This window comes from Neisseria sicca, assembly GCF_014054945.1.
GTDB classification, from domain to species: domain Bacteria; phylum Pseudomonadota; class Gammaproteobacteria; order Burkholderiales; family Neisseriaceae; genus Neisseria; species Neisseria sicca.
Genome location: NZ_CP059566.1, coordinates 2,010,991 through 2,035,560, shown reverse-complemented (window position 1 = coordinate 2,035,560; position 24,570 = coordinate 2,010,991). Strand labels below are relative to the sequence as shown.

Genomic DNA, 24,570 nt, shown 5'->3' with positions numbered 1-24,570 from the left:
GAAATATGAAAGGTCGTCTGAAACCTGTATGCAGGCTTTCAGACGACCTTTGTTTTTTAAAAAACAATCCGTGGGCAAAGCCCACGCTACGGCCGGTTGTGTTTTAAATATGGTATTTATAGTGGATTAAATTTAAATCAGGACAAGGAGACGAAGCCGCAGACAGTACAGATAGTACGGAACCGATTCACTTGGTGCTTCAGCACCTTAGAGAATCGTTCTCTTTGAGCTAAGGCGAGGCAACGCCGTACTGGTTTAAAGTTAATCCACTATAAATATCCCTTGTGAATTCAGTATCATGATTTGAAATCAAAACGCCTTGGGAGTTGGGTGCAATTTGTTGATTTTTTTGTAAAGTCCGCGACCAATGAATTCGATCATATTTTGATCACGCAAAATTTGCAACTGTTGGCGGATTTTGTCTTTGATATGGTTGTTTTGGGGAAATTGGATGGATAGTTTGTTTTCAAATTCATACATTTGTGACAATGTGAATTCTTCGGGGAGTTGATCGATACATTTCATAATAGCCAAAAGCCAGCCTTTGCGTTCCGTATTTTGGTTGCGTAAAAATAGATTGGATTGCCATTTTTTCAGAACGATTTCGGGTTCGATAATGCGGGAATTGTCTATTAAGAATATTTTGCCGCTTTCAGGTAAAGGTACAAGATTAATGGAGCACATGATGTGGTGTGGTCGGTTTTTAATACCTTTATTTCTGGGAATAATCATGTCCGGTGTTATGAAATGTTTAGGTACAAGCACCAATTGCTGTATGGAGTAATCCGCTTTTTTATATGCAAGAAAGAAAAAGTTGGGGTTGGTATCTGAATGGATGCGCTCCAACATGGTGTGATATGCACCGTCAGGCACACTGTTACCTATAGTTTTTTGATTTTTACTCTTTAATTCATATTGCTCGTGACAGTTTGGACCAAAGAGGTCTGCAACAGGTTTGTTATTGGTAAATCTCTGCATCGACTTGCTTCCGCAACAGGGGCAGTAGCCGTTTTTTTCTAGCCAAGCCTCGCTCATTACACGGATTTTGTGGGTTGCTTTATTTTGTTGCTTTCCCAATTCGGTATCGAAAAATAAATTCATGTTTTGGATTTTGAGATTAAGTTATAGTGGATTAAATTTAAATCAGGACAAGGCGACGAAGCCGCAGACAGTACAGATAGTGCGGAACCGATTCACTTGGTGCTTCAGCACCTTAGAGAATCGTTCTCTTTGAGCTAGGGCGAGGCAACGCCGTCCTGGTTTAAAGTTAATCCACTATATTTGAGGTCTGTAATGCAGACAACCCAATCTACCTTAAAAAGGTCGTCTGAAACCTGTATGCAGGCTTTCAGACGACCTTTTTTAATTACAGCAATCAATGCCGAATCGGCTTTACACCACGATGTTCACCAGTCTGCCCGGTACGACGATGATTTTCTTGGCGGGCTTGCCTTCCATGAATTTCACCGCGCCTTCGGTGGCGAGTGCGGCGGCTTCGAGGTCGGCTTTGGAGGCGTCGGCGGCGACGGTGATTTTGCCGCGCAGTTTGCCGTTGACTTGAACCATGACTTCGATTTCGGATTTGACCAAGGCGGCTTCGTCGACTGTCGGCCAGCCTGCTTCCCACAGTTTCGCGCTGTTCAATTCGCTCCACAGGGTTTCGCAGATGTGCGGCACGATGGGCCATAACAGGCGTACGGCGGTTTCCAATACTTCTTGGGCGACGGCACGGCCTTGTTCGCTGCCGGTGTCGGTTTTGTCGTATTGGTTGAGCAGTTCCATCACGGCGGCGATGGCGGTGTTGAACTGCTGGCGGCGGCCGTAGTCGTCGCTGACTTTGGCGGTAGTGGCGTGCAGTTTGTGGCGCAGGTCTTTGAGTTCTTTAGACAAACCGTCTTGGCTGCCTGCAAACGCTTTGACCGCGCCGCCTTGTTTCAGGTATTCGTAAACGGTACGCCATAGGCGGCGCAGGAAGCGGTGTGCGCCTTCGACGCCGCTGTCGCTCCATTCGAGGGACTGTTCGGGCGGTGCGGCGAACATCATAAACAGGCGGGCGGTGTCTGCGCCGTAGGCGTTAATCAGCTCTTGAGGATCGACGCCGTTGTTCTTGGACTTGGACATTTTTTCCGTGCCGCTGATGACGACGGGCTGCCCGTCGGCTTTGAGGACGGCGGAAACGGGGCGGCCTTTGTCGTCGAAAGTCAGCTCGACATCGGCGGGGTTGATCCAGTCTTTGCTGCCGTTGGCATTTTCGCGGTAGTAGGTTTCACAGACGACCATACCTTGCGTGAGCAGGCGTTCAAACGGTTCGTCCACGCTGACCAAGCCTTCGTCGCGCATCAGTTTGGTGAAGAAACGCGCGTACAAGAGGTGCAAAATCGCGTGTTCGATGCCGCCGATGTATTGGTCGACCGCGCCCCAGTATTTTGCGGCTTCAGCCGATACCATGCCTTCTGCGAACTTGGGCGACATGTAGCGGAAGAAATACCAGCTCGATTCCATGAAGGTGTCCATGGTGTCGGTTTCGCGTTTCGCCGCGCCGCCGCAGCATGGGCAGGTGGTTTCGTAAAACTCGGGCATTTTTGCCAAAGGCGAACCCATGCCGTCGGGTACGACGTTTTCAGGCAAAACGACAGGTAGTTGGTCGGCAGGGACGGGGACGTCGCCGCATTTTTCGCAATGAACGATGGGAATCGGGCAGCCCCAGTAGCGTTGGCGCGAAATGCCCCAGTCGCGCAGGCGGTATTGGGTTTTCGGTTCGCCCGCGTCTTGGCTTTGCAGCTTGGCGGCGATGGCGTCGAAGGCCGTCTGAAAATTCATGCCGTCCAAGTCGCCGCTGTTGACCAATACGCCGTTTTCTTTGTCGCCGTACCATTCTTGCCATTGGTTTGCGTCGAATGTGTTGTCGCCGACGGCAATAACTTGTTTTTTCGGCAGATTGTATTTGGTGGCGAACTCGAAATCGCGTTCGTCGTGTGCCGGAACCGCCATCACTGCGCCGTCGCCGTAGCCCCACAATACATAGTTGGCAATCCACACTTCCAGCTTGTCGCCGTTGAGCGGGTTGACGACGTAGCGGCCGGTCGGCACGCCTTTTTTCTCCATCGTCGCCATATCGGCTTCGGCAACCGAACCGGCTTTGCATTCGGCGATAAATGCCTGCAATTCGGGTTTGTCGGCGGCTGCGGCGGTTGCCAGCGGATGCTCGGCGGCAACGGCAACATAAGTCGCGCCCATCAGCGTGTCGGGACGGGTGGTATAAACTTGCAGGAATTTCGCGTAATCGCCTTCCAAGCCTTGCTTGCTGTCGTCTGAAACGGCAAAGCGCACGGTCATACCGCGTGATTTGCCGATCCAGTTGCGCTGCATGGTTTTGACTTGTTCCGGCCAGTGTTCCAGCTTGTCCAAGTCGTTGAGCAGCTCTTCGGCGTAATCCGTGATTTTGAAATAATACATCGGGATTTCGCGTTTTTCGATCAACGCGCCCGAACGCCAGCCGCGTCCGTCGATGACTTGCTCGTTGGCAAGGACGGTTTGGTCGACGGGGTCCCAGTTCACCGTGCCGTTTTTACGATAGACGATGCCTTTTTCAAACAGCTTGGTAAACAGCCATTGTTCCCAGCGGTAGTATTCGGGTTTGCAGGTGGCGACTTCGCGTTCCCAGTCAATCGCAAAACCCAGGCTTTTGAGCTGGGTTTTCATGTATTCGATGTTGTCGTAAGTCCATGCGGCAGGGGCGACGTTGTTTTTCATCGCCGCGTTTTCCGCAGGCATACCGAACGCGTCCCAACCCATAGGCTGCATGACGTTGAAGCCGTTTAAGCGTTTGAAGCGGCTCAATACGTCGCCGATGGTGTAGTTGCGCACATGCCCCATGTGCAGCTTGCCGCTGGGGTAGGGAAACATGGAGAGGCAGTAGTATTTGGGTTTGGAAGCGTCTTCGGAGACGTTGAAAATACGGGCGTCATCCCATTTTTTCTGCGCCGCAGGCTCGATGGCGGCGGGCTGGTAATGTTCTTGCATGGTCATTCTGTTTTTCGCTTGAAAATGTGAGGGCGGGCTGACGATTCGATAACGGCGGTATTTTGTTCCATAAGTTGCCGCCTTCTGCGGTTTTTGCCTTGAATCTGACATTTCTGTGCCAAAATCCGGCCCGTTTCGAATCGCCCGTCCGCCCTGAGAAAAATAAAAGAGGGATTATAGCAGGTTGTCGGTAGGTCGGTTTGACAAAGGTCGTCTGAAAACAGAACGGTATTTTTCAGACGACCTTTTATTCAGGCTCTTGAGTTTTCCCCACCCCACCCATATATCCGGTCTAGTTTTTACACATATCAACAACCATCACTATCATGAGCAACCAAGATTTTTATGCAACACTCGGCGTGGCGCGCGGTGCGAGCGACGACGAAATCAAAAAAGCCTACCGCAAGCTGGCGATGAAATACCACCCTGACCGCAATCCTGGCGACAAAGAGGCGGAAGAAAAATTTAAAGAAGTTCAAAAAGCCTACGACACCTTGTCCGACAAAGAAAAACGCGCCATGTATGACCAATACGGCCATGCCGCGTTCGAACAGGGCATGGGCGGCGGCGCGGGCGGATTCGGCGGTTTTGGCGGGTTCGGCGGCGCGCAGGGCTTCGACTTCTCCGACATCTTCAGCCAAATGTTCGGCGGAGGCGGGGGCGGTGGCCGTCAGCAAAACTATCAAGGCGCGGATTTGCAGGTCGGCGTGGAAATCACGTTGGAAGATGCCGCCAAAGGCATCAAAAAACGCATCAACATCCCGACTTACGAAGAATGCGATGTCTGCCACGGCAGCGGCGCAAAACCCGGCACGTCCGCATCGACTTGTTCGACCTGTCACGGTTCCGGTACGGTACACGTCCGTCAAGCTATTTTCCAAATGCAGCAGACCTGTCCGACCTGCCACGGCACAGGCAAGGAAATCAAAGATCCGTGCGTCAAATGCCGTGGCGAAGGCCGCACCAAAACCAGCAAAACCGTTGAGGTCAATATTCCCGCCGGCATCGACGACGGTCAACGCATCCGCTTGAGTGGCGAAGGCGAACCGGGTACGCACGGCGCGCCCGCAGGCGATTTGTACGTCAACGTCCGCGTCAAAGAACACAAAATCTTCGAGCGCAACGGCTTGGATTTGCATTGCGAGCTGCCCATCAGTTTCGCCGTCGCAGCCTTGGGCGGAGAAGTCGAAGTCCCGACCTTGGACGGCAAAGTCAAACTGAACATCCCGAAAGAAACGCAAACCGGCCGCCGTATGCGCGTCAAAGGCAAAGGCATCAAATCCCTGCGCTCCAGCGCGACGGGCGATTTGTACTGCCACGTTGTGGTGGAAACGCCGGTCAACCTGACCGACCGCCAGAAAGAGTTGCTGGAAGAATTCGAAAAAATCTCCACCGGCCTCGACCGTAGCCAAACCCCGCGCAAAAAATCGTTCTGGGACAAAGTAGGCGAACTGTTTGACTGATTCGGATTTGAAAACAGTAAAAGGTCGTCTGAAAGCTGATATCGTCGGCTTTCAGACGACCTTTTCATCTGTCTGCAAGGCTTTCCCGCTATAATTCCCGCTTTCGCTATTTTCAGACGACCTCTCTTCTATGAAATCCTACCCCGATTCCTATCTCCATTTCGAAAACCTCGACGCCCCCGAAACGCAAAACTTCGCCGCTGAAGCGCATGTCGAAACGCGCGCGCGTTTTTTGGAAAACGATAAGGCGCGCGCGCTGTCGGACGGGATTTTGGCGCAGTTGCAGGACACGCGGCAGATTCCGTTTTGTCAGGAACACCGCGCGCGGATGTACCATTTCCATCAGGATGCGGAATATCCGAAGGGCGTGTACCGCGTGTGTACGGCGGCGACTTACCGTTCGGGCTATCCGGAGTGGAAAATCCTGTTTTCGGTGGCGGATTTCGACGAGTTGCTCGGCGACGATGTGTATCTGGGCGGGGTGTCGCACTTGGTGGAGCAGCCCAACCGCGCGCTGTTGACTTTGAGCAAGTCGGGCGGCGATACGGCTTATACGCTGGAAGTGGATTTGGAGGCGGGCGAGCTGGTTGAGGGCGGCTTTCATTTTCCGGCGGGGAAAAACCATGTGTCGTGGCGCGATGAAAACAGCGTGTGGGTGTGTCCGGCCTGGGACGAGCGGCAGTTGACCGAATCGGGCTATCCGCGCGAGGTGTGGCTGGTGGAGCGCGGCAAGAGTTTCGAGGAAAGCCTGCCGGTGTACCAAATCGGCGAAGACGGGATGATGGTGAACGCGTGGCGTTACCTTGATCCGCAGGGTTCGCCGATTGATTTGATTGAAGCGTCGGACGGTTTTTACACCAAGACGTATTTGCAGGTGTCGTCTGAAGGCGAGGCGAAACCGTTGAACCTGCCTGCCGATTGCGACGTGGTCGGCTATCTGGCGGGGCATCTTTTGCTGACGCTGCGCAAGGACTGGAACCGCGCGAACCAAAGCTATCCGAGCGGCGCGCTGGTGGCGGTGAAGCTGAATCGGGGCGAACTCGGGGCGGCGCAGCTTTTGTTTGCGCCCGATGAAACACAGGCATTGGAAAGCGTGGAAACGACCAAGCGTTTCGTGGTGGCGAGCCTGCTGGAAAACGTGCAAGGCCGTCTGAAAGCGTGGCGTTTTACTGACGGCAAATGGCAGGAAGCCGAACTGCCGCGCCTGCCTTCGGGCGCGCTGGAAATGACCGACCAGCCTTGGGGCGGCGACGTGGTTTACCTTGCCGCCAGCGATTTCACCACGCCGCTGACGCTGTTTGCGCTGGATTTGAACGTGATGGAACTGACCGTCATGCGCCGCCAGCCGCAGCAGTTTGTTTCAGACGACCTCGAAGTGCGGCAGTTTTGGGCGGTTTCGTCCGATGGCGAACGCATTCCTTATTTCCACGTCGGCAAAAACGCCGCGCCCGACACGCCGACGCTGGTCTATGCCTACGGCGGTTTCGGCGTACCCGAGCTGCCGCATTATCTGGGCAGCATCGGCAAATACTGGCTGGAAGAGGGCAACGCCTTCGTGTTGGCGAACATACGCGGCGGCGGCGAGTTCGGCCCGCGCTGGCATCAGGCGGCGCAGGGAATCAGCAAACACAAAAGCGTTGACGATTTGCTGGCCGTCGTGCGCGATTTGTCCGAACGCGGCATGAGTTCGCCCAAACACATCGGTTTGCAGGGCGGCAGCAACGGCGGCCTGATTACCGCCGCCGCCTTCGTGCGCGAACCGCAAAGCATCGGCGCGCTGGTGTGCGAAGTGCCGCTGACCGACATGATCCGCTATCCGCTGCTCTCCGCCGGCGCAAGCTGGACGGACGAATACGGCAACCCGCAAAAATACGAAGTCTGCAAACGCTGGCTGGGCGAATTGTCGCCGTATCACAATCTTTCAGACGACGTGCCATACCCGCCCGCACTCATCACCACCAGCCTCAGCGACGACCGCGTCCATCCCGCCCACGCGCTCAAGTTCTACGCCAAACTGCGCGAAACCTCCGCGCAATCGTGGCTCTACGCGCCGGACGGCGGCGGCCATACCGGCAACGGCACGCAACGCGAATCCGCCGACGAACTCGCCTGCGTGTTGCTGTTTTTGAAAGAATTTTTGAGTGAGAGATAAAGAGCGGCATATCCGTCATCACTTTGCACAAGTCCGCCATCTGCCCCCGTACAGGCGGAGGAGGATATTGGGCTTACTGTAAACCTAACCGAACGTTTCACGATAAAAACGACGTAAAACAGGCAAGTCGGTAACGCCCGATGGGATGAAGTTGATATGCCGCTCTATTGTTTTTTCTTATCTCAATCCCATGCGGACGGCCATTTGATTCGCGGATCGCCTATAAAATATCCGGTGCGCCTTAAATATTCCATCCGCTCGAGCCATGCTTCATAACTGATTCCTGCGTGAATCCAAGGCTCGAAAGAATTGCCTATACCGCCGGCTACCTGTTTCAATTCCGACTGCAATAATTTTTTCATGATCATCTCCCTAGCTTTTGTTCAACGTACAAAAACCGGCTGCTTGGAAATTTTCCATTCCAATCAACCTGTTATTGAGACAATCCTGAGAAGGTTTAGTTCGTTTTCAAAAAGGGATGGGATTTCGAATCCGAATCGGAAATACAGACAAACAAAGGCCGTCTGAAAAACCGATTTAAGTTTTTTCAGACGGCCCCAACCTTCTGATGCCAAACAAAAACAAATTCCCGCTTGTAGGTTAAAATCAGCCTATGCTAATATGCGCAACTATACGCAACGATAGGTTTTTCCTGAATAATCTGTGTTAGAATGCAGGCTTAGATGGAAAACCCTATCCAAATTCGGTACAATACCGACGAATTTATTTCTCTTAAACAACCCGCCGCAAGGCAAAAGGAACGACTGATATGTCAAACATCGAACAACAAGTTAAGAAAATTGTTGCTGAACAACTGGGCGTAAACGAAGCCGAAGTGAAAAACGAATCTTCCTTCCAAGACGACCTGGGCGCAGATTCTTTGGATACCGTAGAACTGGTTATGGCTTTGGAAGAAGCTTTCGGTTGCGAAATCCCCGATGAAGAAGCCGAAAAAATCACTACCGTACAACTGGCTATCGACTACATCAACGCCCACAACGGCTAATCGGCCGCACCAAACACTCCAGCCTCTGCTGCGTTAGCGCAATAGAGGCTTTTACCTTATATATGCGGGTCGGAATCCGTTATAATAGCCGCCCGGAATCCCGTTCCGAACTGCTTTTTCATTTTCAGACGGCATCTTGCCGCACCCCACCGAAAACCAACAGCGAGATTATCATGAGTCAGAGAAGAGTAGTCATCACAGGCCTTGGCCAAGTATCACCGGTCGGCAACGACGTCGCCACCGCATGGAGCAACCTGCTCGCAGGCAAAAGCGGCATCGGACGGATTACCCGCTTTGACGCATCCGACATCAACAGCCAAATCGCCGGCGAAGTGCGCGACTTCGACATCGGCCAATACATCAGCGCCAAAGAAGCCCGCCGCATGGACGTGTTCATCCACTACGGCATCGCCGCCGCGCTGCAAGCCATCAGCGATGCCGGTTTGGACGAATTGGAAAGCCTCGATAAAGACCGCGTCGGCGTGAACATCGGTTCCGGCATCGGCGGCCTGCCCAGCATTGAAGCCACCGGTAAAGCCGTTATCGAAGGCGGCGCGCGCAAAATCAATCCTTTCTTTATCCCCGGCTCGCTGATTAACCTGATTGCGGGTCACGTTACCATCCTCAAAGGCTACCGCGGCCCCAGCTACGGCATGGTTTCCGCCTGTACCACCGGCGCGCACTCCATCGGCGACTCAGCCCGACTGATTAAATACGGCGACGCGGACGTGATGATTGCTGGCGGTGCGGAAGGCGCGATCAGCACTTTGGGTGTCGGCGGCTTCGCAGCCATGAAAGCCCTCTCTACCCGCAACGACGATCCCGCCACCGCTTCCCGTCCGTGGGATAAAGGCCGCGACGGCTTCGTTATCGGCGAAGGTGCGGGCGTGCTGGTGTTGGAAGAATTGGAACACGCCAAAAAACGCGGCGCGAAAATTTACGCCGAAATCGTCGGCTTCGGCATGAGTTCCGATGCTTACCATATCACCGCTCCGAACGAAGAAGGTCCTGCGTTGGCCGTTACCCGCGCGCTGAAAGATGCCGGACTGAATCCCGAAGACGTCGATTACGTCAACGCGCACGGCACGTCCACTCCGTTGGGCGATGCCAACGAAACCAAAGCGCTCAAACGCGCGCTGGGCGACCACGCCCGTAAAGTCATCGTCAACTCCACCAAATCCATGACCGGCCACTTGCTCGGCGCGGCAGGCGGCGTGGAAGCGCTGTACAGCGTGTTGGCGGTACACGGGCAAAAATCCCCGCCGACTATCAACATCTTCGAACAAGACATCGAAGCAGGCTGTGATTTGGATTACTGCGCCAACGAAGCGCGCGACGCGAAAATCGACGTTGCCATCTCCAATTCCTTCGGCTTCGGCGGCACCAACGGCACGCTGGTGTTCAAACGGTTCAAAGGCTGATTGAAGCGGTTTGAAACAAGACGAAAGGTCGTCTGAAACCTGAAACAAGGGTTTTCAGACGACCTTTTTCATGTTGGCAAACATGGGACTTATAGTGGATTAACTTTAAATCAGGACAAGGCGACGAAGCCGCAGACAGTACAGATAGTACGAAACCGATTCACTTGGTGCTTCAGCACCTTAGAGAATCGTTCTCTTTGAGCTAAGGCGAGGCAACGCCGTACTGGTTTAAAGTTAATCCACTATATATTGAAAAAGCCGGGTTTCGCATCATGCAAAATCCGGCTTGAAAAGCGGTTGAAAAGGCTTTTGGTCGATATCTGATTGTCGTCTTATGCCTGATAATCAATGCCCAACTGTTTCAGCAGATACTCAAATGTTTCCGGCGTATCGAAGTGGAGGACGATTTTGCCTTTTTTGTGATTGGTGGTTTTGACTTCCGCATTAACGCCCAGCCGTTCGGTCAACACGTCGTTCAGACGACGTATATCGGGGCTGATGGTTTTTTTGATTTCCTGTTTGGTTTGATGGGCGATTTGGCTGCGGCGTTCGACTTCGCGCACCGACCAACCGTTTTTTACCGCTTTTTGCGCCAATTCAAGCTGCTCGACCACGGGCAGGGTCAGCAGGGCGCGGGCGTGTCCCATTTCAAGATGGCGGTGGTAGAGCATTTCTTGGACCGGCTCGGGCAGGCTCAACAGGCGCAGGCTGTTGGAAATGGCGCTGCGGCTTTTGCCGACCGCCTTGGCGATGGTTTCATGAGTCAGCCCGAACTCGTCGGCGAGGCGTTTCAAACCTTGCGCTTCTTCAATCGGGTTTAAGTTTTCGCGTTGCAGGTTTTCAATCAAACCCATTGCCAGCGCAGTCTCGTCGCTGATGGTTTTGATGACGACCGGAATCTCGGTCAGTCCGGCGAGTTGGGATGCGCGCCAGCGGCGTTCGCCGGCGATCAGTTCGTATTGGGAAAGGCCGTGTTCGCGCACGATGACCGGCTGGATAACGCCTTGCGCTTTAATCGAATCCGCCAGCTCCTGCAAGGCTTCGTCATCCATCTGTACCCGCGCCTGATAGCGGCCGGGTTGGATGTCGTTGATGGCGACGGTAGTCAGGCGGTCGCTGCTGCTGTTGTCCACGCCGTTGGAAATCAGGGAATCTAAACCGCGGCCCAAACCGCCTTTTGCTTTTGCCATATCGTGTCCCTTTCAGACGACCCTAAGGATGAAAAAACAGTATTCTATCGGATATTCACAAGCGCCGACAATTTGTATTGCTGTGTTATTCCAAGTGGCGATTTTTACTATAATGAACCCCCTCGGTTATTTTTCAGACGACCCACAGAAAGATTATTTATGATCCGACGCCTGATTATCGGCATCAGCGGTGCCAGCGGTTTCCAATATGGTGTCAAAGCCTTACAGCTTTTGCGTGCACACGACGTCGAAACGCATTTGGTCGTTTCCAAAGGTGCGGAAATGACACGCGCTTTGGAAACGGGCTACACAAAAGAAGAAGTCTATGCGCTCGCCGATGTCGTGTATTCCGTCAACCACGTCGGCGAACGCATTGCCAGCGGCTCGTTTAAAACGGACGGGATGTTGATTGCGCCTTGCTCCATGCGGACGCTGGCATCCGTCGCACACGGATTCGGCGACAATCTTTTGACCCGCGCTGCCGATGTGGTTTTGAAAGAACGCCGGCGGTTGGTGCTGATGGTGCGTGAAGCGCCATTAAACCTTGCCCATATTGAAAACATGCGCCGAGTGACCGAAATGGGTGGCATTATTTTCCCGCCCATCCCCGCCATGTATCAGCAGCCGAAAACCATTGACGACATCATTACCCACAGTGTGGCACATGCTTTGGACATGTTCGGCATCGAGACCGAGGGCGTACCCAGATGGAACGGCGGACAAACCGAAGCAGACTGAAGACGATGCAGTTTGATAACGGCAATTTGCCGTCCCGAAGCTCGCCGCAAACGTGCTAAGCTGCTGAATTTTCCAGCAGAATCAGGTATAATGGCGGTCTATTTCCGTCCGTCGGACAGCTTGACCGTCCGGGTGGCGCGCCCAACTGTCGTTCAGACGACCTCAGCAGAAATTCTTTTAAAAAAAATCTTACAGATAAAGACCATGACTGACCAAAAACACGAAGAATACGGCGCCGACAGCATACAAGTGCTGGAAGGCTTGGAAGCGGTACGCAAACGCCCCGGTATGTATATCGGCGACACGCAGGACGGCAGCGGCCTGCACCACATGGTGTTCGAAGTATTGGACAACGCGATCGACGAAGCACTGGCGGGACATTGCGACAAAATCACCGTAACCATCCATGCCGACAATTCCGTCAGCGTGGCCGACAACGGGCGCGGTATGCCCACCGGCATCCACCCGAAAGAAGGACGCTCCGCCGCCGAAGTCATCATGACCGTATTGCACGCGGGCGGTAAGTTCGACAACAACAGCTACAAAATCTCCGGCGGCCTGCACGGCGTGGGCGTATCCGTCGTTAACGCGCTGTCCGACTGGGTAACGCTGACCATCTACCGCGACGGCAAAGAACACTTTGTCCGCTTCGTGCGCGGCGAAACCGAAGAGCCGTTGAAAGTTGTCGGCGATTCCGACAAAAAAGGTACGACCGTGCGCTTCCTCGCCAGCGCGGAAACCTTCGGCAACGTCGAATACAGCTTCGACATCCTCGCCAAACGCATCCGCGAACTTTCCTTCCTGAACAACGGCGTGGACATCGAATTGATTGACGAGCGCGACGGTAAACATGAAAGCTTCGCCCTTTCCGGCGGCGTGGCAGGTTTCGTGCAATACATGAACCGCAAAAAAACGCCGTTGCACGAAAAAATCTTCTACGCGTTCGGCGAAAAAGACGGCATGAGCGTTGAATGCGCGATGCAGTGGAACGACAGCTATCAGGAAAGCGTGCAGTGCTTCACCAACAACATCCCGCAGCGCGACGGCGGTACGCACCTGACCGCGTTGCGCCAAGTCATGACGCGCACCATCAACAGCTACATCGAAGCCAACGAAGTCGCCAAAAAAGCCAAAGTTGAAACCGCCGGCGACGATATGCGCGAAGGTTTGACCTGTGTGTTGTCCGTCAAACTGCCCGACCCCAAATTCTCATCACAAACCAAAGACAAACTGGTTTCCAGCGAAATCGGCCCCGTTGTCAACGAAGTCATCAACCAAGCCCTGACCGACTTCCTTGAAGAAAATCCGAACGAAGCCAAAATCATCACCAGCAAAATCGTCGATGCCGCCCGTGCGCGCGAAGCCGCCCGCAAAGCCCGCGAAATCACCCGCCGCAAAGGCGTAATGGACGGCTTGGGACTGCCCGGCAAACTTGCCGACTGCCAAGAAAAAGACCCTGCCTTGTCAGAGCTTTATCTGGTCGAGGGCGATTCCGCAGGCGGTTCTGCCAAACAAGGCCGCGACCGCAAATTCCAAGCCATTTTGCCGCTCAAAGGCAAAATCTTGAACGTCGAAAAAGCCCGTTTTGAAAAAATGCTCGCCAGCCAAGAGGTCGCCACCCTGATCACCGCGCTGGGCGCAGGCATCGGCAAAGAAGAGTTCAACCCCGAAAAACTGCGTTACCACCGCATCATCATCATGACCGATGCCGACGTGGACGGCGCGCACATCCGCACCCTGCTCCTGACCTTCTTCTACCGCCAAATGCCCGAGTTGGTCGAACGCGGCTACATCTACATCGCCCAGCCGCCGCTCTATAAAGCCAAATACGGCAAGCAGGAGCGTTACCTCAAAGACGAGCTTGAAAAAGACCAATGGTTGCTCGGCCTCGCCTTGGAAAAAGCCAAAATCGTTTCAGACGGCCGCACCATCGAAGGCGCAGAACTTGCCGACACCGCCAAACAATTCCTGTTGGCGAAAACCGTTATCGAACAGGAAAGCCGCTTCGTGGACGAACTCGTCCTGCGCGCCATGCTGCACGCGTCGCCCATTGATTTGACGTCGTCTGAAAACGCCGATAAAGCCGTTGCCGAACTTTCCGGTTTGCTCGACGAAAAAGAAGTCGCCCTCGAACGCATCGAAGGACACGAAGGCAACCGTTTCATCAAAATCACCCGCAAGCTGCACGGCAACGTCATGGTCAGCTACATCGAACCCAAGTTCCTCAACAGCAAAGCCTACCAAACCCTCACCCAAACCGCCGCCGCGCTCAAAGGCTTGGTCGGCGAGGGCGCCAAGCTTTATAAAGGCGAGAACGAGTACGACGTGGACAGCTTTGAAACCGCGCTGAACATCCTGCTCCAAAACGCCCAAAAAGGCATGTCCATCCAACGATACAAAGGTTTGGGCGAGATGAACCCCGAACAGCTTTGGGAAACCACGATGGATCCCGCCGTGCGCCGTTTGTTGAAAGTGCGCATCGAAGACGCCATCGCCGCCGACGAAGTGTTCGTTACCCTGATGGGCGACGAAGTCGAACCGCGCCGCGCCTTCATCGAAAACAACGCCCTGATTGCGCAAAATATTGACGCTTGATAGGGGCTGAAACATGAAAAGGTCGTCTGAAAATGGGGATTTCCGGTTTTCAGACGACCTTTTTGATTGGTGGGAACGTTGCGGCGCTATACCGCATGAAATATTTGAATCATGTGGTTTGTTGCCCTGATAATCCACTATAAAACGCCACTGTCTGTACCTTTGGGTAACAAATTGCGACCAATCGGAAATTTTATCCGCATTTTTTTCAAATCATAGGCATATTAATATGCAAACGTGGTTTAATTATTGCAAACTTCCTTCTTGGGTCACGCCGGAGCGTATGGTGTTTCGGCTGTCCGCATTTTTTAACTCATTTTTATGGAAACCCCATGATGAAAAGCAACCGTCTTGCCTGTGCTGTTTTGGCAGCCTTGTTATCCCTCCAAACCTTGCCTGCGTATGCCGCCAAACCGGATACTGCTTCAGCCGTCGAAGCATCTGCGCCAAACTCGAAAAATGCTTCAACTGTTTCAGAGGACGAGATCGCCAAACAAACAATCACCGGCCCGGCAGTTATCGACTTGGGCAACCAGGCAAAACTGAAACTGCCCGCCAAAATGGTCTTTATTAAAAAAGATGCCGCCAATAGCTTGATGGAAGAATGGGGTAATGGCACAAATCCCGACCGCTACGGGCTGATTATTCCGGAGCAAAAAAATAAAGACAGCGCAGCCCCTTGGTGGGTCGATTTGAATTTCAATGATTCCGGTTACATCAAAGACGACGATGCCAAAGAATGGGATGTCGAAGGCATGCTCAAGCAGCTGAAAGAAGGTTCTGAGGAGCAAAACAAAGAACGCGCCGCCCGCAACCTGCCTGAATTGGAAACGCGCGGCTGGGTGGAAAAACCGCAATATGATGCGGCTACCCACCGCCTGATTTGGTCGATTGACGTTTTGGAGAAAAACAAACCCGACCAAAATCCTGCCATCAACTACAACACTTACCAGCTCGGCCGCGAAGGTTTTATCGAACTGACCATGGTTACCGATTTGAACAGCGTAGACCAATACAAACCTATCGCACGGGAATTATTGGGCAATATCGAATTCAACGAAGGCAAGCGTTACAGCGATTTCAATGCCGCGACCGACAAAGTGGCGGAATACGGATTGGCTGCCTTAGTCGGCGGATTGGCTGCGAAAAAACTGGGCTTGTTGGCTCTTGCAGGCGCATTGCTCGCCAAATTCGGCAAATTGATTGCTGTCGGCGTGATTGGGGCAGGCGCGCTGTTTAAAGGTTTATGGCGCAAAAAAGATAAAAATCAAAGCGAAGAATAAGTTTCTGCGAAACTAAAAAAGGTCGTCTGAAAATTTTCAGACGACCTTTTCAACGTTTTAAGAACGAATCCGTTTCAACACTTCTTCCTTGCCGATTAATGCCAACACGGCATCGACGCTGGGGGTTTTCGCCGTGCCGCAGACGGCGAGGCGCAGGGGCATGCCGAGTTTGCCCATTTTGATGCCTTCTTCGTCGCAGAAGGGTTTGAACAGGTCGTGGATGGCTTCGGCGTTCCAGTCTTCCAGCCCTTCGAGGCGTTCGGCGAAGCGCAGCATACGGGCGGCGGCTTCGTCGTCCCAGTGTTTCTGCACGTCCGCTTCGGCAGGCGTTTGTTTGACGTAGAAGTAGAGGCACTCGTCGGCGAGCGTATTCAGGTCTTGGGCGCGGTCTTTGACCAGTGCCAACACGTCTTCCAATGCGGGTTTTGCCGTGTCATAAATGTCGCGCAGGGCAAGGCGGGGTTTGACGAGTTCGGCGAGTTTTTCGTTGGGCGTGATTTTGATGTGTTCGCCGTTAATCCAGTAGAGTTTCTTCAAGTCCATGCGGCTGGGCGACGGGGAAACGTCTTTCAAATCAAACCATTCGATGAATTGTTCCATCGTAAAGAACTCGTCGTCGCCGTGCGCCCAGCCCAAACGCGCCAGATAGTTGAGCATGGCTTCGGGCAGAATGCCCATCGCGCCGAAATCGGTGATGGCGACGGTATCGCCGCTGCGTTTGGAGATTTTTTTGCCTTGTTCGTTGAGAATCATGGGCAGGTGGCCGTATTCGGGCAGGTTCGCGCCGATGGCTTTTAAGATGTTGATTTGTTTCGGGGTGTTGTTCACATGGTCGTCGCCGCGGATAACGTGGGTAACGCCCATGTCGTAGTCGTCCACGACGACGCAGAAGTTGTAGGTCGGCGTGCCGTCGGCGCGGGCGATAATCAGGTCGTCGAGCGCTTCGTTGGGAATGGAGATTTCGCCTTTGACCAAATCCGTCCACTTAGTAACGCCGTCTAAAGGCGTTTTGAAACGGACGACAGGTTGTACGTCGGCAGGGATTTCGGGCAGGGTTTTGCCTGCTTCGGGGCGCCAGCGGCGGTCGTAAGTTGCCGTGCCTTCTTTTTCGGCTTTCTCGCGCATGGCTTCCAGCTCTTCTTTGCTGCAATAGCAGTAGTAGGCGGCGCCTTTTTCCAAGAGTTCGGCGATGACTTCTTTATAGCGGTCGAAACGGCGGGTTTGGTACACGACGTTGTCGGCGTTGTCGTAATCGAGACCGACCCATTTCATGCCGTCGAGTATGATGTTGACGGATTCGGCGGTGGAACGCGCCAAGTCGGTGTCTTCGATACGCAATAGGAACTCACCTTTGTGATGGCGGGCAAACGCCCATGAAAACAAGGCGGTGCGCACGCCGCCGATGTGTAAGTAGCCGGTGGGGCTGGGGGCGAAACGGGTTTTGACGGTCATGATGGCTCCAGAATCTTTTAAAACAGGTATTTTACTGTTTTTAGACGGAATCGGACAATGAAAGGTCGTCTGAAAACCGGAAAATTCGGTTTTCAGACGACCTTTTTTCCTTTATTCGTCTTCTGTTTTACTCATCGTCAGCCAGTCCCAAAAGTTTTCGCTCCATTTGCCGATGCGGTAGAGGAAGAGGGCGTAGCTTTCTTGGAGCAGGAATTTGTTTTTTTCTTTGCTTTGGTCGAACCGCGTGGTCGGCGTGGCGGAGATGTAGGCTTCGATGTCGAGGTCGGAGGCGATTTCGAGGGCGCGGGCGAGGTGGTAGGGGTCGCTGACGATGATGATGCTTCCGATGCCCTCGGCGCGCAGTATCGGGCGGATGTTGCGGATGTTTTCGTAGGTGTTGCGCGAGGTGTTTTCAAAGAGGATGTTGTGCGCAGGTATGCCTTGTTTGAGGGCGTAGCGCCGACCGACTTCGGCTTCGGTCATGTAGCCTTTTTTGGGTGTTCCGCCGGTGAAAACGATTTTTTCGACGCGGTGGCTTTGGTAGAGGGTGATGGCGTGGTTGATGCGTTCGCGGAAGATGGGCGAGGGCCGTTTGTCCCACGCGGCGGCGCCGAGCACGAGGGCGGCATCGGCGCGGACATGACCGGGCAGGGGCTGCGAGCCGGTGTGGTACACCTGCCATGCGCCCTCGCCGAATATGCCGAGTACCAGCAGGATACTCAGGCCTATGCCGCGAAAAAGGTAGTAGCGCAAGCCGTTGCGGCTGCGGAACAGGGAAATCATGTAGGGACGGCCTTCCCGCGCTTCAGTCCAACAGGGCTTCGATGTTTTCGAGCGGTCTGCCGATGGCGGCTTTGTCCTGTGTGGTCAGGATGGGGCGTTCGAGCAGGGCAGGGTGGGCGGCGATGGCTTCGAGCAGGGCTTGGTTGTCGAGGTCGGGCTTGTCCAAACCGAGTTCTTTGTATAAGTCGTCTTTGACGCGCATCATACCGCGTACAGACTCCAAGCCCAGCTTAGCGAAAATGTCTTTCAGTGTCGCCAAGTCGGGCGGGGTGTCGAGGTATTTGACGACTTCGGCTTTGATGCCGCGCGCTTCGAGCAGGTCGAAAGCGGCGCGCGATTTGCTGCAACGCGGATTGTGGTAGAGCGTGAATTCAGACGACATAGGGTTCTCCAATGTTTTTAGATTTTGCTGATGGGCTTTATTATCGGCTGCCTTGGCGATTTCCTCAACTTATCACCCAATAATCGTCATTTTTTACCGCTAAAATCCAACATCTTCATTTTCTCCATAGACAGCACGCTGAAAGGGGTTACAATGCCATCATCTGATTGATGCAAAGGATGGAACTTATGAAAAAATTATTGCTTGCCTCTGTTTTGATGACTGCCGCCCTGTCTGCCCCTGCGTTTGCCGCCGACCCGCTGGCGGGCTGGAACGACAACAAACCGCAAAGCCTGCAATCGCTCAAAGCCCCCGTGCGCGTGGTGAACCTGTGGGCGACCTGGTGCGGTCCGTGCCGTAAGGAAATGCCCGCCATGTCCGCTTGGTACAAAGCGCAGAAAAAAGGCAGCGTCGATATGGTCGGCATCGCATTGGATACTTCCGACAACATCGGCAAATTCCTGAAACAAACCCCCGTCAGCTATCATGTTTGGCGCTATACCGGCGCGGACAGCCGCAATTTCATGAAGTCTTACGGCAACAACGTCGGCGTATTGCCGTTCACCGTTGTCGAAGCCCCGAAATGCGGCTACAAACAAACCATCACCGGCGAAGTCAACGAAAAAAGCCTGACCGCCGCCGTCAATGCGGCTAAAGAGAAATGTAAATAAATCGGGCCAAACCGAACTGAGAAAACAAAAGGTCGTCTGAAAACCGAAATCTCTGGTTTGAACTGCACCCCAAAAGTTGGACATCCCCTCCAACTCACAAGGTGCAGTTTTTTTATGAGCAAATATACATTACACTTCAAATACCAAGCCGTACTCCACTACCTGCATATACGCAGCCAACAGCGTACCGCAGACCACTACGGCATTTCCCGAACCCACCTGAGACGATGGATACGCGCCTATCAAGAAGGCGGTATCGGCGCACTCGAACATCCCCAATCCAAAACCATGCCCCAACACCGCAAAAACCCCTTCATCGCAGATAAACCCGACCAAGAAAAAACACAGGCAGAGCTTATCGAAGAGTTGTGCTATATGCGCGCAGAGGTCGCCTACCTAAAGGAGTTAAAAGCCCTCAGCCAAAAGCAGACCGAAAAGGACAAAGCCAAACCGTCCAAGCACTGAGGGCGCAACACCCGCTCAAATACCTGCTGCACATCGCAAACCTGCCCAAAAGCAGCTTTTACTACCACCATCAAAACCGGCCTGACCCCGACACAGCTGACAAAGCCCTCCTTGTCGAAACCTACCGGCGGCATAAAGGACGCTACGGACAAAGGCGCATTGCCGCAGCATTGGGTTGGAACCGCAAAAAAGCGGCGCGGTTGATGAAGCAGTTGGAACTGAAAGCCCTCATACGGGCGAAAAAAGCCTACCGCCATCCCGCCATGGGCGAAATATCGGAACACCTCCTCAAACGCCGGTTCAAAGCCCGAAAGCCCAACGAAAAATGGCTGACCGACGTTACCGAACTCAAAGGGAAGGACGGCAAACTGTACCTCTCGCCAATCTTGGACTTGTTCAACCGCGAGATCGTCGCCTACGCCATGAGCCGCAGAGCCGACAGCGAAATGGTGAAGGAAATGCTCGAAAAAGCCGCACCCCGTCTGACTGCTAAAGGAACGATGCTTCATTCGGACCAAGGTGTGCTGTACCGTACGGCGGGGTATAGGGAATTGCTTGCGGAGCATTCCATGGTTCAAAGCATGTCGCGAAAGGCGAACTGTTGGGACAATGCGCCGATGGAAAGCTTCTTTGCGGTGTTAAAGACGGAGTGTTTCTATAACGCAGGTGAATTGACGGTAGATGAATTGATGAAGCAGATAGATGACTATATGGATTACTACAACCGGGAGCGTTGCAGTTTGAAATTGAAAAAGCTGAGTCCTGTCGCATACAGAACCCAGCTTGCACAGAGCGCCTGAATAGGCTTTTATGAGTGTCCAAGATTTGGGGGCCAGTTCAGTTTTCAGACGACCTTTTGATATTTTGAGGTTTACACGCCCTGTTTCAGGCTGGCTTCGATGAAACCGTCCAAATCGCCGTCCAATACGGCTTTGGTGTTGCCGACTTCGTAGCCCGTGCGCAAGTCTTTGATGCGCGAGGAGTCCAAGACGTATGAGCGGATTTGGCTGCCCCAACCCACATCGGACTTGCCTTCTTCCAACGCCTGTTTCTCTTCGTTGCGTTTGCGCATTTCCAATTCATACAGTTTGGATTTCAACATTTCCATCGCAGCGGCTTTGTTGGCATGTTGCGAACGGTCGTTTTGACATTGCACCACAATTCCCGTCGGCTCGTGTGTAATACGCACGGCGGAATCGGTTTTGTTGATGTGCTGACCGCCCGCGCCCGATGCGCGATAGGTGTCGATACGCAAATCGGCGGGGTTGATTTCGATTTCGATGGAATCGTCGATTTCGGGATAGACGAACACGGAGGCAAACGAGGTGTGGCGTTTGTTGTTCGAGTCAAACGGCGAGTAACGCACTAGGCGGTGAACGCCGGTTTCGGTGCGCAAGAGGCCGTAGGCGTATTCGCCTTCCACGCGGATGGTGGCGCGGTTGATGCCCGCGATTTCGCCGTCGTCTTCTTCAAGGATTTCGATTTTGAAGCCTTTGCGCTCGGCGTAGCGGCTGTACATGCGGAACAGCATACCCGCCCAGTCTTCCGCTTCCGTACCGCCCGCGCCTGCGGTGATGTCGATAAAACAGTTGTTCGGGTCGGCGGGCTGGTTGAACATCCGCTTGAATTCCAAATCCGCCATCTGTTTTTCCAGTTCCGCCACGTCTTCCTGCACGGCGGCGAAACCTTCTTCGTCGTTTTCTTCGACGGTCATTTCAATCAGCATGCGGTTGTCTTCGATGCCCGACGCGATGTTGTCGAGCGTCAACACGATGCCTTCGAGGATTTTGCGCTCTTTGCCGATTTCTTGAGCGCGTTTCGGGTCGTTCCACAGCTCAGGGTCTTCGGAAAGGCCGATGACTTCTTCCAATCGGTCTTTCTTGCCCTGATAGTCCATATAGACGCGGATGTCTTCGCTGCGCTTTTCCAAATCGTTCAGGGTGTTGTTGAGCTGGTTGATTACTTCGGCTTCCATGATTCTTGTGTGCTTTCAAAATTTTAGGGGCGTATTGTAAGGGATTTGCGGGCTTTTTTCTATGATAAAGGTCGTCTGAAAACCTGAATCTCAAGTTTTCAGACGACCTTTGCGTTTGCATTATCCGCCAGCCATGTGGCGGATTCATATCCGGTCTGACCGGATTATTTATTCAGACGCCACCATTGTGCGGGCGTGTAGGTTCGGGTAGTGGTTTTCTCGTTGCCACGACGGTCGGTTCGGGTTTCCGTTACCACGACCTTGTCCTCGTCGGAGGTATCGACTGAACGGGAGTAGAACAACGTCAGAATATACTCGGGGCTGTAACGGTAGTGTTCTTCGATACGGGTGCAGCAGTCAACTTCGTTCGTCACAATCAGCGCTTTTTGTTTGTTGTCAACGCGGAACATCCCCATGTAATTCTTGGTCAATTCAGTCAGTGAATAACTTTGGCTAAAATCACCATACTCGCCTTGCTCGTAGATGTCGTATGTAGGAGAGTCTTTAGGACCTTTATTGCCGGTCGCAACGGCAATATCCTTGCGTCCGTCAAAGGTAAAGTCTTTCATAATCAAAGGGCTTTTTGCCGCAGAGATTTTGCTGCCTTCGCCGCGTTCAAATATCAGGTCGTCACTCTTAAAAACATTTGTGGTTTCCTTCTTAGGGTGATACAAAAACACCGCGCCTTTGCCGCCGCAATGATTGTCTTTGCAGCCCTCAACAGAAATATGCGCCTGCCAGCCGTCGGGCAGATCGGTCACACGGAAAAATTCTTTTGCCTGAGCGACGGCAGCGGCGAAAAGAGCAAATAGCATGAGGTATTTTTTCATCAAAGTTCCTTTACGTTTAACCCCGACCGGGTAATGAAATCAAAATTATGCAGAAGAGTAACCCTCTTCATGTCAGGCAGCAAGGGCAATTAAGCCAAACAGGTATTCTTTCATAATTTTCTTATCCTTGCTTTACAAAATGACAAAAGGTCGTCTGAAAGCAGGAAAGGTTTATAGATAGGCGGGAAAGCGTTGTGTACATGATTTATAGTGGATTAAATTTAAATCAGGACAAGGCGACGAAGCCGCAGACAGTACAGATAGTACGGCAAGGCGAGGCAACGCCGTACCGGTTTAAAGTTAATCCACTATAACCGATTGGAGCGCGGCATACGGGGAAGCATTGCCTACGGACGTAAAGGTCGTCTGAAAACGGATTTCAGACGACCTTTGGTTTGGTAGGGAAGGGGGAGTTTAGAAAGGCTGCACGCAGATTCCAAGTTTTGTGTGATGTGCAGGCGTATGAAAGCGCGACGCGCCCAATCCAACCTCCTGCACCCTAAAACCCCGCTCGATCCAATTCTTCCAGCAACGCAGGCCGGCGCGGTTTTTCGCTATATCGCTCCCTGATTTCGTCGGCGAAGTCTTCCATTGCCTGCCGTTGTGCGGAATATTGGCGGCGGAGAATCTTTAATTGGTTAAAGAGCTGACGGTATTGCTTACGATTGCTTGCCTTATTGATTTCAGCCGCAAAGATTTTCAGGTAGCAAGCTACGATTTGGTCGTGATACGGCTCGGGGAAAGACGGGGCAAAACGTTCCATCATGTACAACGAAAGATGTTGCTGCAATAGGGCGAGCAGCCGGTCGAATTCCTGTTCATACTCCAATATTTCAGCCCGCAGCGAATATTGACCCGACAAGCGCGCAAGCAGGCGGTTGAATTCATGCAGCCATTCGGCGGCGGAAAACGTGGCTTTCCATGCCTCGTAATGCGGCAATGAAAGGCTGGTGGAAAATGCCAAATCCGCTGCGATTTCGCGTACATTTTTGCCGGTTTCCTTCAATACATCAAAAAGTTGCAGCTTCCATTTGTGCACTGTGCCGAGTGTTCCTTCATCTTCGGCAATGCTGATACCTTCGCGCAAGAGGCGCTCCGCTTCCGCCCAATCTTGCTGCCCGACTGTTTGCTCTACCGCAATTTGTCTGAATTTCGGCAGGAGCAGATGTCGTCTGAAATAATCCTGCGCGGCCGCAGTATCGCCTTTCGCCTGCAAAACCTGCCAGCCTTCGAGCGCCCAAAATTCATGTTCCCAACCCGACTCGGTAACAGCCAAACGTTTAGCCACATAATCTTGCCACGCCTGCCATTCGCCGCGCAGCCGCCAGATTCGGGCGCGGATTTGGTAGATTTTATTGCCTGCCTCCGAGAAATCAAAATAGCGGCTGTCGTCCAAACATTTGTCCAAAAAATTAATCAAACGCTTTGGGACGTTTTCCATGACTGCCTCTTCCAGCAGGTCGAGTGCCATATACATAGCATCGCCCAACATACCGTCCGAATCGTCCGCCTTTTCAAAAGCATCCTGCAAACGCGGTATCAATAGAGGCAAAGCCTGTTGCAACGCCTCCGCCCCCTCCTGCGCCACATCTTCCAACCAATTTTGCAGCCTGAAGCCCAAATCGGCGGCTTCGTAGTAATCATAATATCGGGTTCGGGAAAAGATTCGGGAGAGCTGCTGCCGATACGGATTGCCGCCCTGTTTAGGCTGCTGCGCATCGGACTCGCCCAGCTGCTCGTCCGGCGTTTGGGCGCGCACCGCATACCACAACGCCGCCATATGCTTGCATGCCCCGCCATAAGGACAATCGCAGCCCCCGTCCTTAATGTACAAATCACTATCCAGCTTCAGCCATACCGAATAGTTTTCCGAACCGAACACCTCCGCCCGATAACGCCCGGCGGAAGTTTTTTGGATATCGCGAACCTTGCCCTGCTGAAAATACAACAGACCGCGTTCGACGATGTGGGGCGGAAATAGGCGGGGTAGGTAGATACCGGACATGGTTTGCTTCCAAGAAGTTGTTGAAACATGGGAAGTTTACTGGTTCGGGCGATGTTTGGGGAGAGGGTAGTGGGAATTCTTGTTTGGCAAAGTAGCAAAAGGTCGTCTGAAAATGGGGTTTAGACGACCTTTTGGT

Annotated in this window: 21 protein-coding genes; 10 read left to right on the top strand and 11 right to left on the bottom strand. The window is 53.0% G+C overall.

Annotated elements, in window-relative coordinates; translation table 11 throughout:
- Positions 1-309: 309 nt before the first annotated feature.
- Together H3L95_RS09680 and leuS are read right to left on the bottom strand one after the other, a co-directional pair.
- Positions 310-1,101, bottom strand: a complete 792-nt coding sequence (locus H3L95_RS09680; RefSeq protein ID WP_003761076.1) for a DpnI domain-containing protein — start codon at positions 1,099-1,101, stop codon at positions 310-312.
- Between the two features lie 291 nt (positions 1,102-1,392).
- Positions 1,393-4,023 (bottom strand): leucine--tRNA ligase, encoded by a 2,631-nt coding sequence (gene leuS / locus H3L95_RS09675; protein ID WP_040669007.1) that lies wholly within the window; start codon positions 4,021-4,023, stop codon positions 1,393-1,395.
- Between the two features lie 326 nt (positions 4,024-4,349).
- Here leuS and dnaJ point away from each other — a divergent pair, with 326 nt between their 5' ends.
- Positions 4,350-5,486 carry a molecular chaperone DnaJ gene (dnaJ, locus tag H3L95_RS09670; RefSeq protein ID WP_003761069.1) on the top strand — a complete coding sequence of 379 codons (1,137 nt, stop codon included), beginning with the start codon at positions 4,350-4,352 and terminating at the stop codon, positions 5,484-5,486.
- A 130-nt stretch (positions 5,487-5,616) separates the two neighbouring features.
- Positions 5,617-7,638 carry a prolyl oligopeptidase family serine peptidase gene (locus H3L95_RS09665; protein ID WP_003761066.1) on the top strand — a complete coding sequence of 674 codons (2,022 nt, stop codon included), beginning with the start codon at positions 5,617-5,619 and terminating at the stop codon, positions 7,636-7,638.
- Positions 7,639-7,820: 182 nt separating this feature from the next.
- Here H3L95_RS09665 and H3L95_RS09660 read toward each other — a convergent pair whose 3' ends face one another.
- A complete protein-coding gene (locus tag H3L95_RS09660; protein WP_241429749.1) occupies positions 7,821-8,000 on the bottom strand; it encodes a DNA-binding protein in 180 nt (59 codons plus the stop codon).
- 407 nt (positions 8,001-8,407) lie between these two features.
- Between H3L95_RS09660 and acpP the strand changes: the two genes are divergently transcribed.
- Positions 8,408-8,644: an acyl carrier protein gene (gene acpP, locus H3L95_RS09655; RefSeq protein ID WP_003742600.1), complete on the top strand. Its 237-nt coding sequence runs from the start codon at positions 8,408-8,410 to the stop codon at positions 8,642-8,644.
- 173 nt (positions 8,645-8,817) lie between these two features.
- Positions 8,818-10,065 carry a beta-ketoacyl-ACP synthase II gene (gene fabF / locus H3L95_RS09650; protein WP_003761061.1) on the top strand — a complete coding sequence of 416 codons (1,248 nt, stop codon included), beginning with the start codon at positions 8,818-8,820 and terminating at the stop codon, positions 10,063-10,065.
- Positions 10,066-10,397: 332 nt separating this feature from the next.
- On the opposite strand, the gene H3L95_RS09645 is transcribed toward fabF, so the two are convergent.
- Positions 10,398-11,255 carry a ParB/RepB/Spo0J family partition protein gene (locus H3L95_RS09645; RefSeq protein ID WP_003761057.1) on the bottom strand — a complete coding sequence of 286 codons (858 nt, stop codon included), beginning with the start codon at positions 11,253-11,255 and terminating at the stop codon, positions 10,398-10,400.
- 159 nt (positions 11,256-11,414) lie between these two features.
- On the opposite strand from H3L95_RS09645, the gene H3L95_RS09640 reads away from it, so the two are divergent.
- From H3L95_RS09640 to H3L95_RS09630, 3 genes are all read left to right on the top strand, one after another.
- Positions 11,415-11,993 carry a UbiX family flavin prenyltransferase gene (locus tag H3L95_RS09640; RefSeq protein ID WP_003761056.1) on the top strand — a complete coding sequence of 193 codons (579 nt, stop codon included), beginning with the start codon at positions 11,415-11,417 and terminating at the stop codon, positions 11,991-11,993.
- A 204-nt stretch (positions 11,994-12,197) separates the two neighbouring features.
- On the top strand, positions 12,198-14,588 hold the full coding sequence (gyrB, locus tag H3L95_RS09635) for a DNA topoisomerase (ATP-hydrolyzing) subunit B (protein ID WP_003768941.1): 2,391 nt from the start codon (positions 12,198-12,200) through the stop codon (positions 14,586-14,588).
- Between the two features lie 332 nt (positions 14,589-14,920).
- Positions 14,921-15,871 (top strand): DUF2167 domain-containing protein, encoded by a 951-nt coding sequence (locus H3L95_RS09630; RefSeq protein ID WP_003761053.1) that lies wholly within the window; start codon positions 14,921-14,923, stop codon positions 15,869-15,871.
- Between the two features lie 57 nt (positions 15,872-15,928).
- Here H3L95_RS09630 and gltX read toward each other — a convergent pair whose 3' ends face one another.
- The 3 genes from gltX to arsC form a co-directional block, all read right to left on the bottom strand.
- Positions 15,929-17,323 carry a glutamate--tRNA ligase gene (gene gltX / locus H3L95_RS09625; protein ID WP_003761051.1) on the bottom strand — a complete coding sequence of 465 codons (1,395 nt, stop codon included), beginning with the start codon at positions 17,321-17,323 and terminating at the stop codon, positions 15,929-15,931.
- Positions 17,324-17,434: 111 nt separating this feature from the next.
- On the bottom strand, positions 17,435-18,106 hold the full coding sequence (locus H3L95_RS09620; protein WP_045074030.1) for a YdcF family protein: 672 nt from the start codon (positions 18,104-18,106) through the stop codon (positions 17,435-17,437).
- 22 nt (positions 18,107-18,128) lie between these two features.
- Positions 18,129-18,488, bottom strand: coding sequence for an arsenate reductase (glutaredoxin) (gene arsC / locus H3L95_RS09615; protein ID WP_003761047.1), 360 nt, complete (start codon positions 18,486-18,488; stop codon positions 18,129-18,131).
- A gap of 188 nt (positions 18,489-18,676) precedes the next feature.
- Between arsC and H3L95_RS09610 the strand changes: the two genes are divergently transcribed.
- The 3 genes from H3L95_RS09610 to H3L95_RS09600 all read left to right on the top strand — a co-directional run bounded on the left by H3L95_RS09610 (position 18,677) and on the right by H3L95_RS09600 (position 20,424).
- Positions 18,677-19,159 carry a TlpA disulfide reductase family protein gene (locus H3L95_RS09610; RefSeq protein ID WP_003775962.1) on the top strand — a complete coding sequence of 161 codons (483 nt, stop codon included), beginning with the start codon at positions 18,677-18,679 and terminating at the stop codon, positions 19,157-19,159.
- A gap of 114 nt (positions 19,160-19,273) precedes the next feature.
- Positions 19,274-19,624 (top strand): helix-turn-helix domain-containing protein, encoded by a 351-nt coding sequence (locus H3L95_RS09605; protein ID WP_003756443.1) that lies wholly within the window; start codon positions 19,274-19,276, stop codon positions 19,622-19,624.
- Positions 19,528-20,424: an IS3 family transposase gene (locus tag H3L95_RS09600; protein WP_040667995.1), complete on the top strand. Its 897-nt coding sequence runs from the start codon at positions 19,528-19,530 to the stop codon at positions 20,422-20,424. The genes H3L95_RS09605 and H3L95_RS09600 overlap by 97 nt, the downstream gene beginning before the upstream one ends.
- 71 nt (positions 20,425-20,495) lie before the next feature.
- On the opposite strand, the gene prfB is transcribed toward H3L95_RS09600, so the two are convergent.
- The 4 genes from prfB to H3L95_RS09580 form a co-directional block, all read right to left on the bottom strand.
- Positions 20,496-21,599, bottom strand: a complete 1,104-nt coding sequence (gene prfB, locus H3L95_RS09595) for a peptide chain release factor 2 (RefSeq protein WP_003758241.1) — start codon at positions 21,597-21,599, stop codon at positions 20,496-20,498.
- A gap of 164 nt (positions 21,600-21,763) precedes the next feature.
- A complete protein-coding gene (locus H3L95_RS09590) occupies positions 21,764-22,429 on the bottom strand; it encodes an XAC2610-related protein (RefSeq protein WP_003758243.1) in 666 nt (221 codons plus the stop codon).
- Positions 22,430-22,776: 347 nt separating this feature from the next.
- Positions 22,777-22,917, bottom strand: coding sequence for a hypothetical protein (locus tag H3L95_RS09585; RefSeq protein WP_003758245.1), 141 nt, complete (start codon positions 22,915-22,917; stop codon positions 22,777-22,779).
- A gap of 11 nt (positions 22,918-22,928) precedes the next feature.
- Positions 22,929-24,434 carry an SWIM zinc finger family protein gene (locus H3L95_RS09580; RefSeq protein ID WP_003758248.1) on the bottom strand — a complete coding sequence of 502 codons (1,506 nt, stop codon included), beginning with the start codon at positions 24,432-24,434 and terminating at the stop codon, positions 22,929-22,931.
- Positions 24,435-24,570 lie beyond the last annotated feature (136 nt).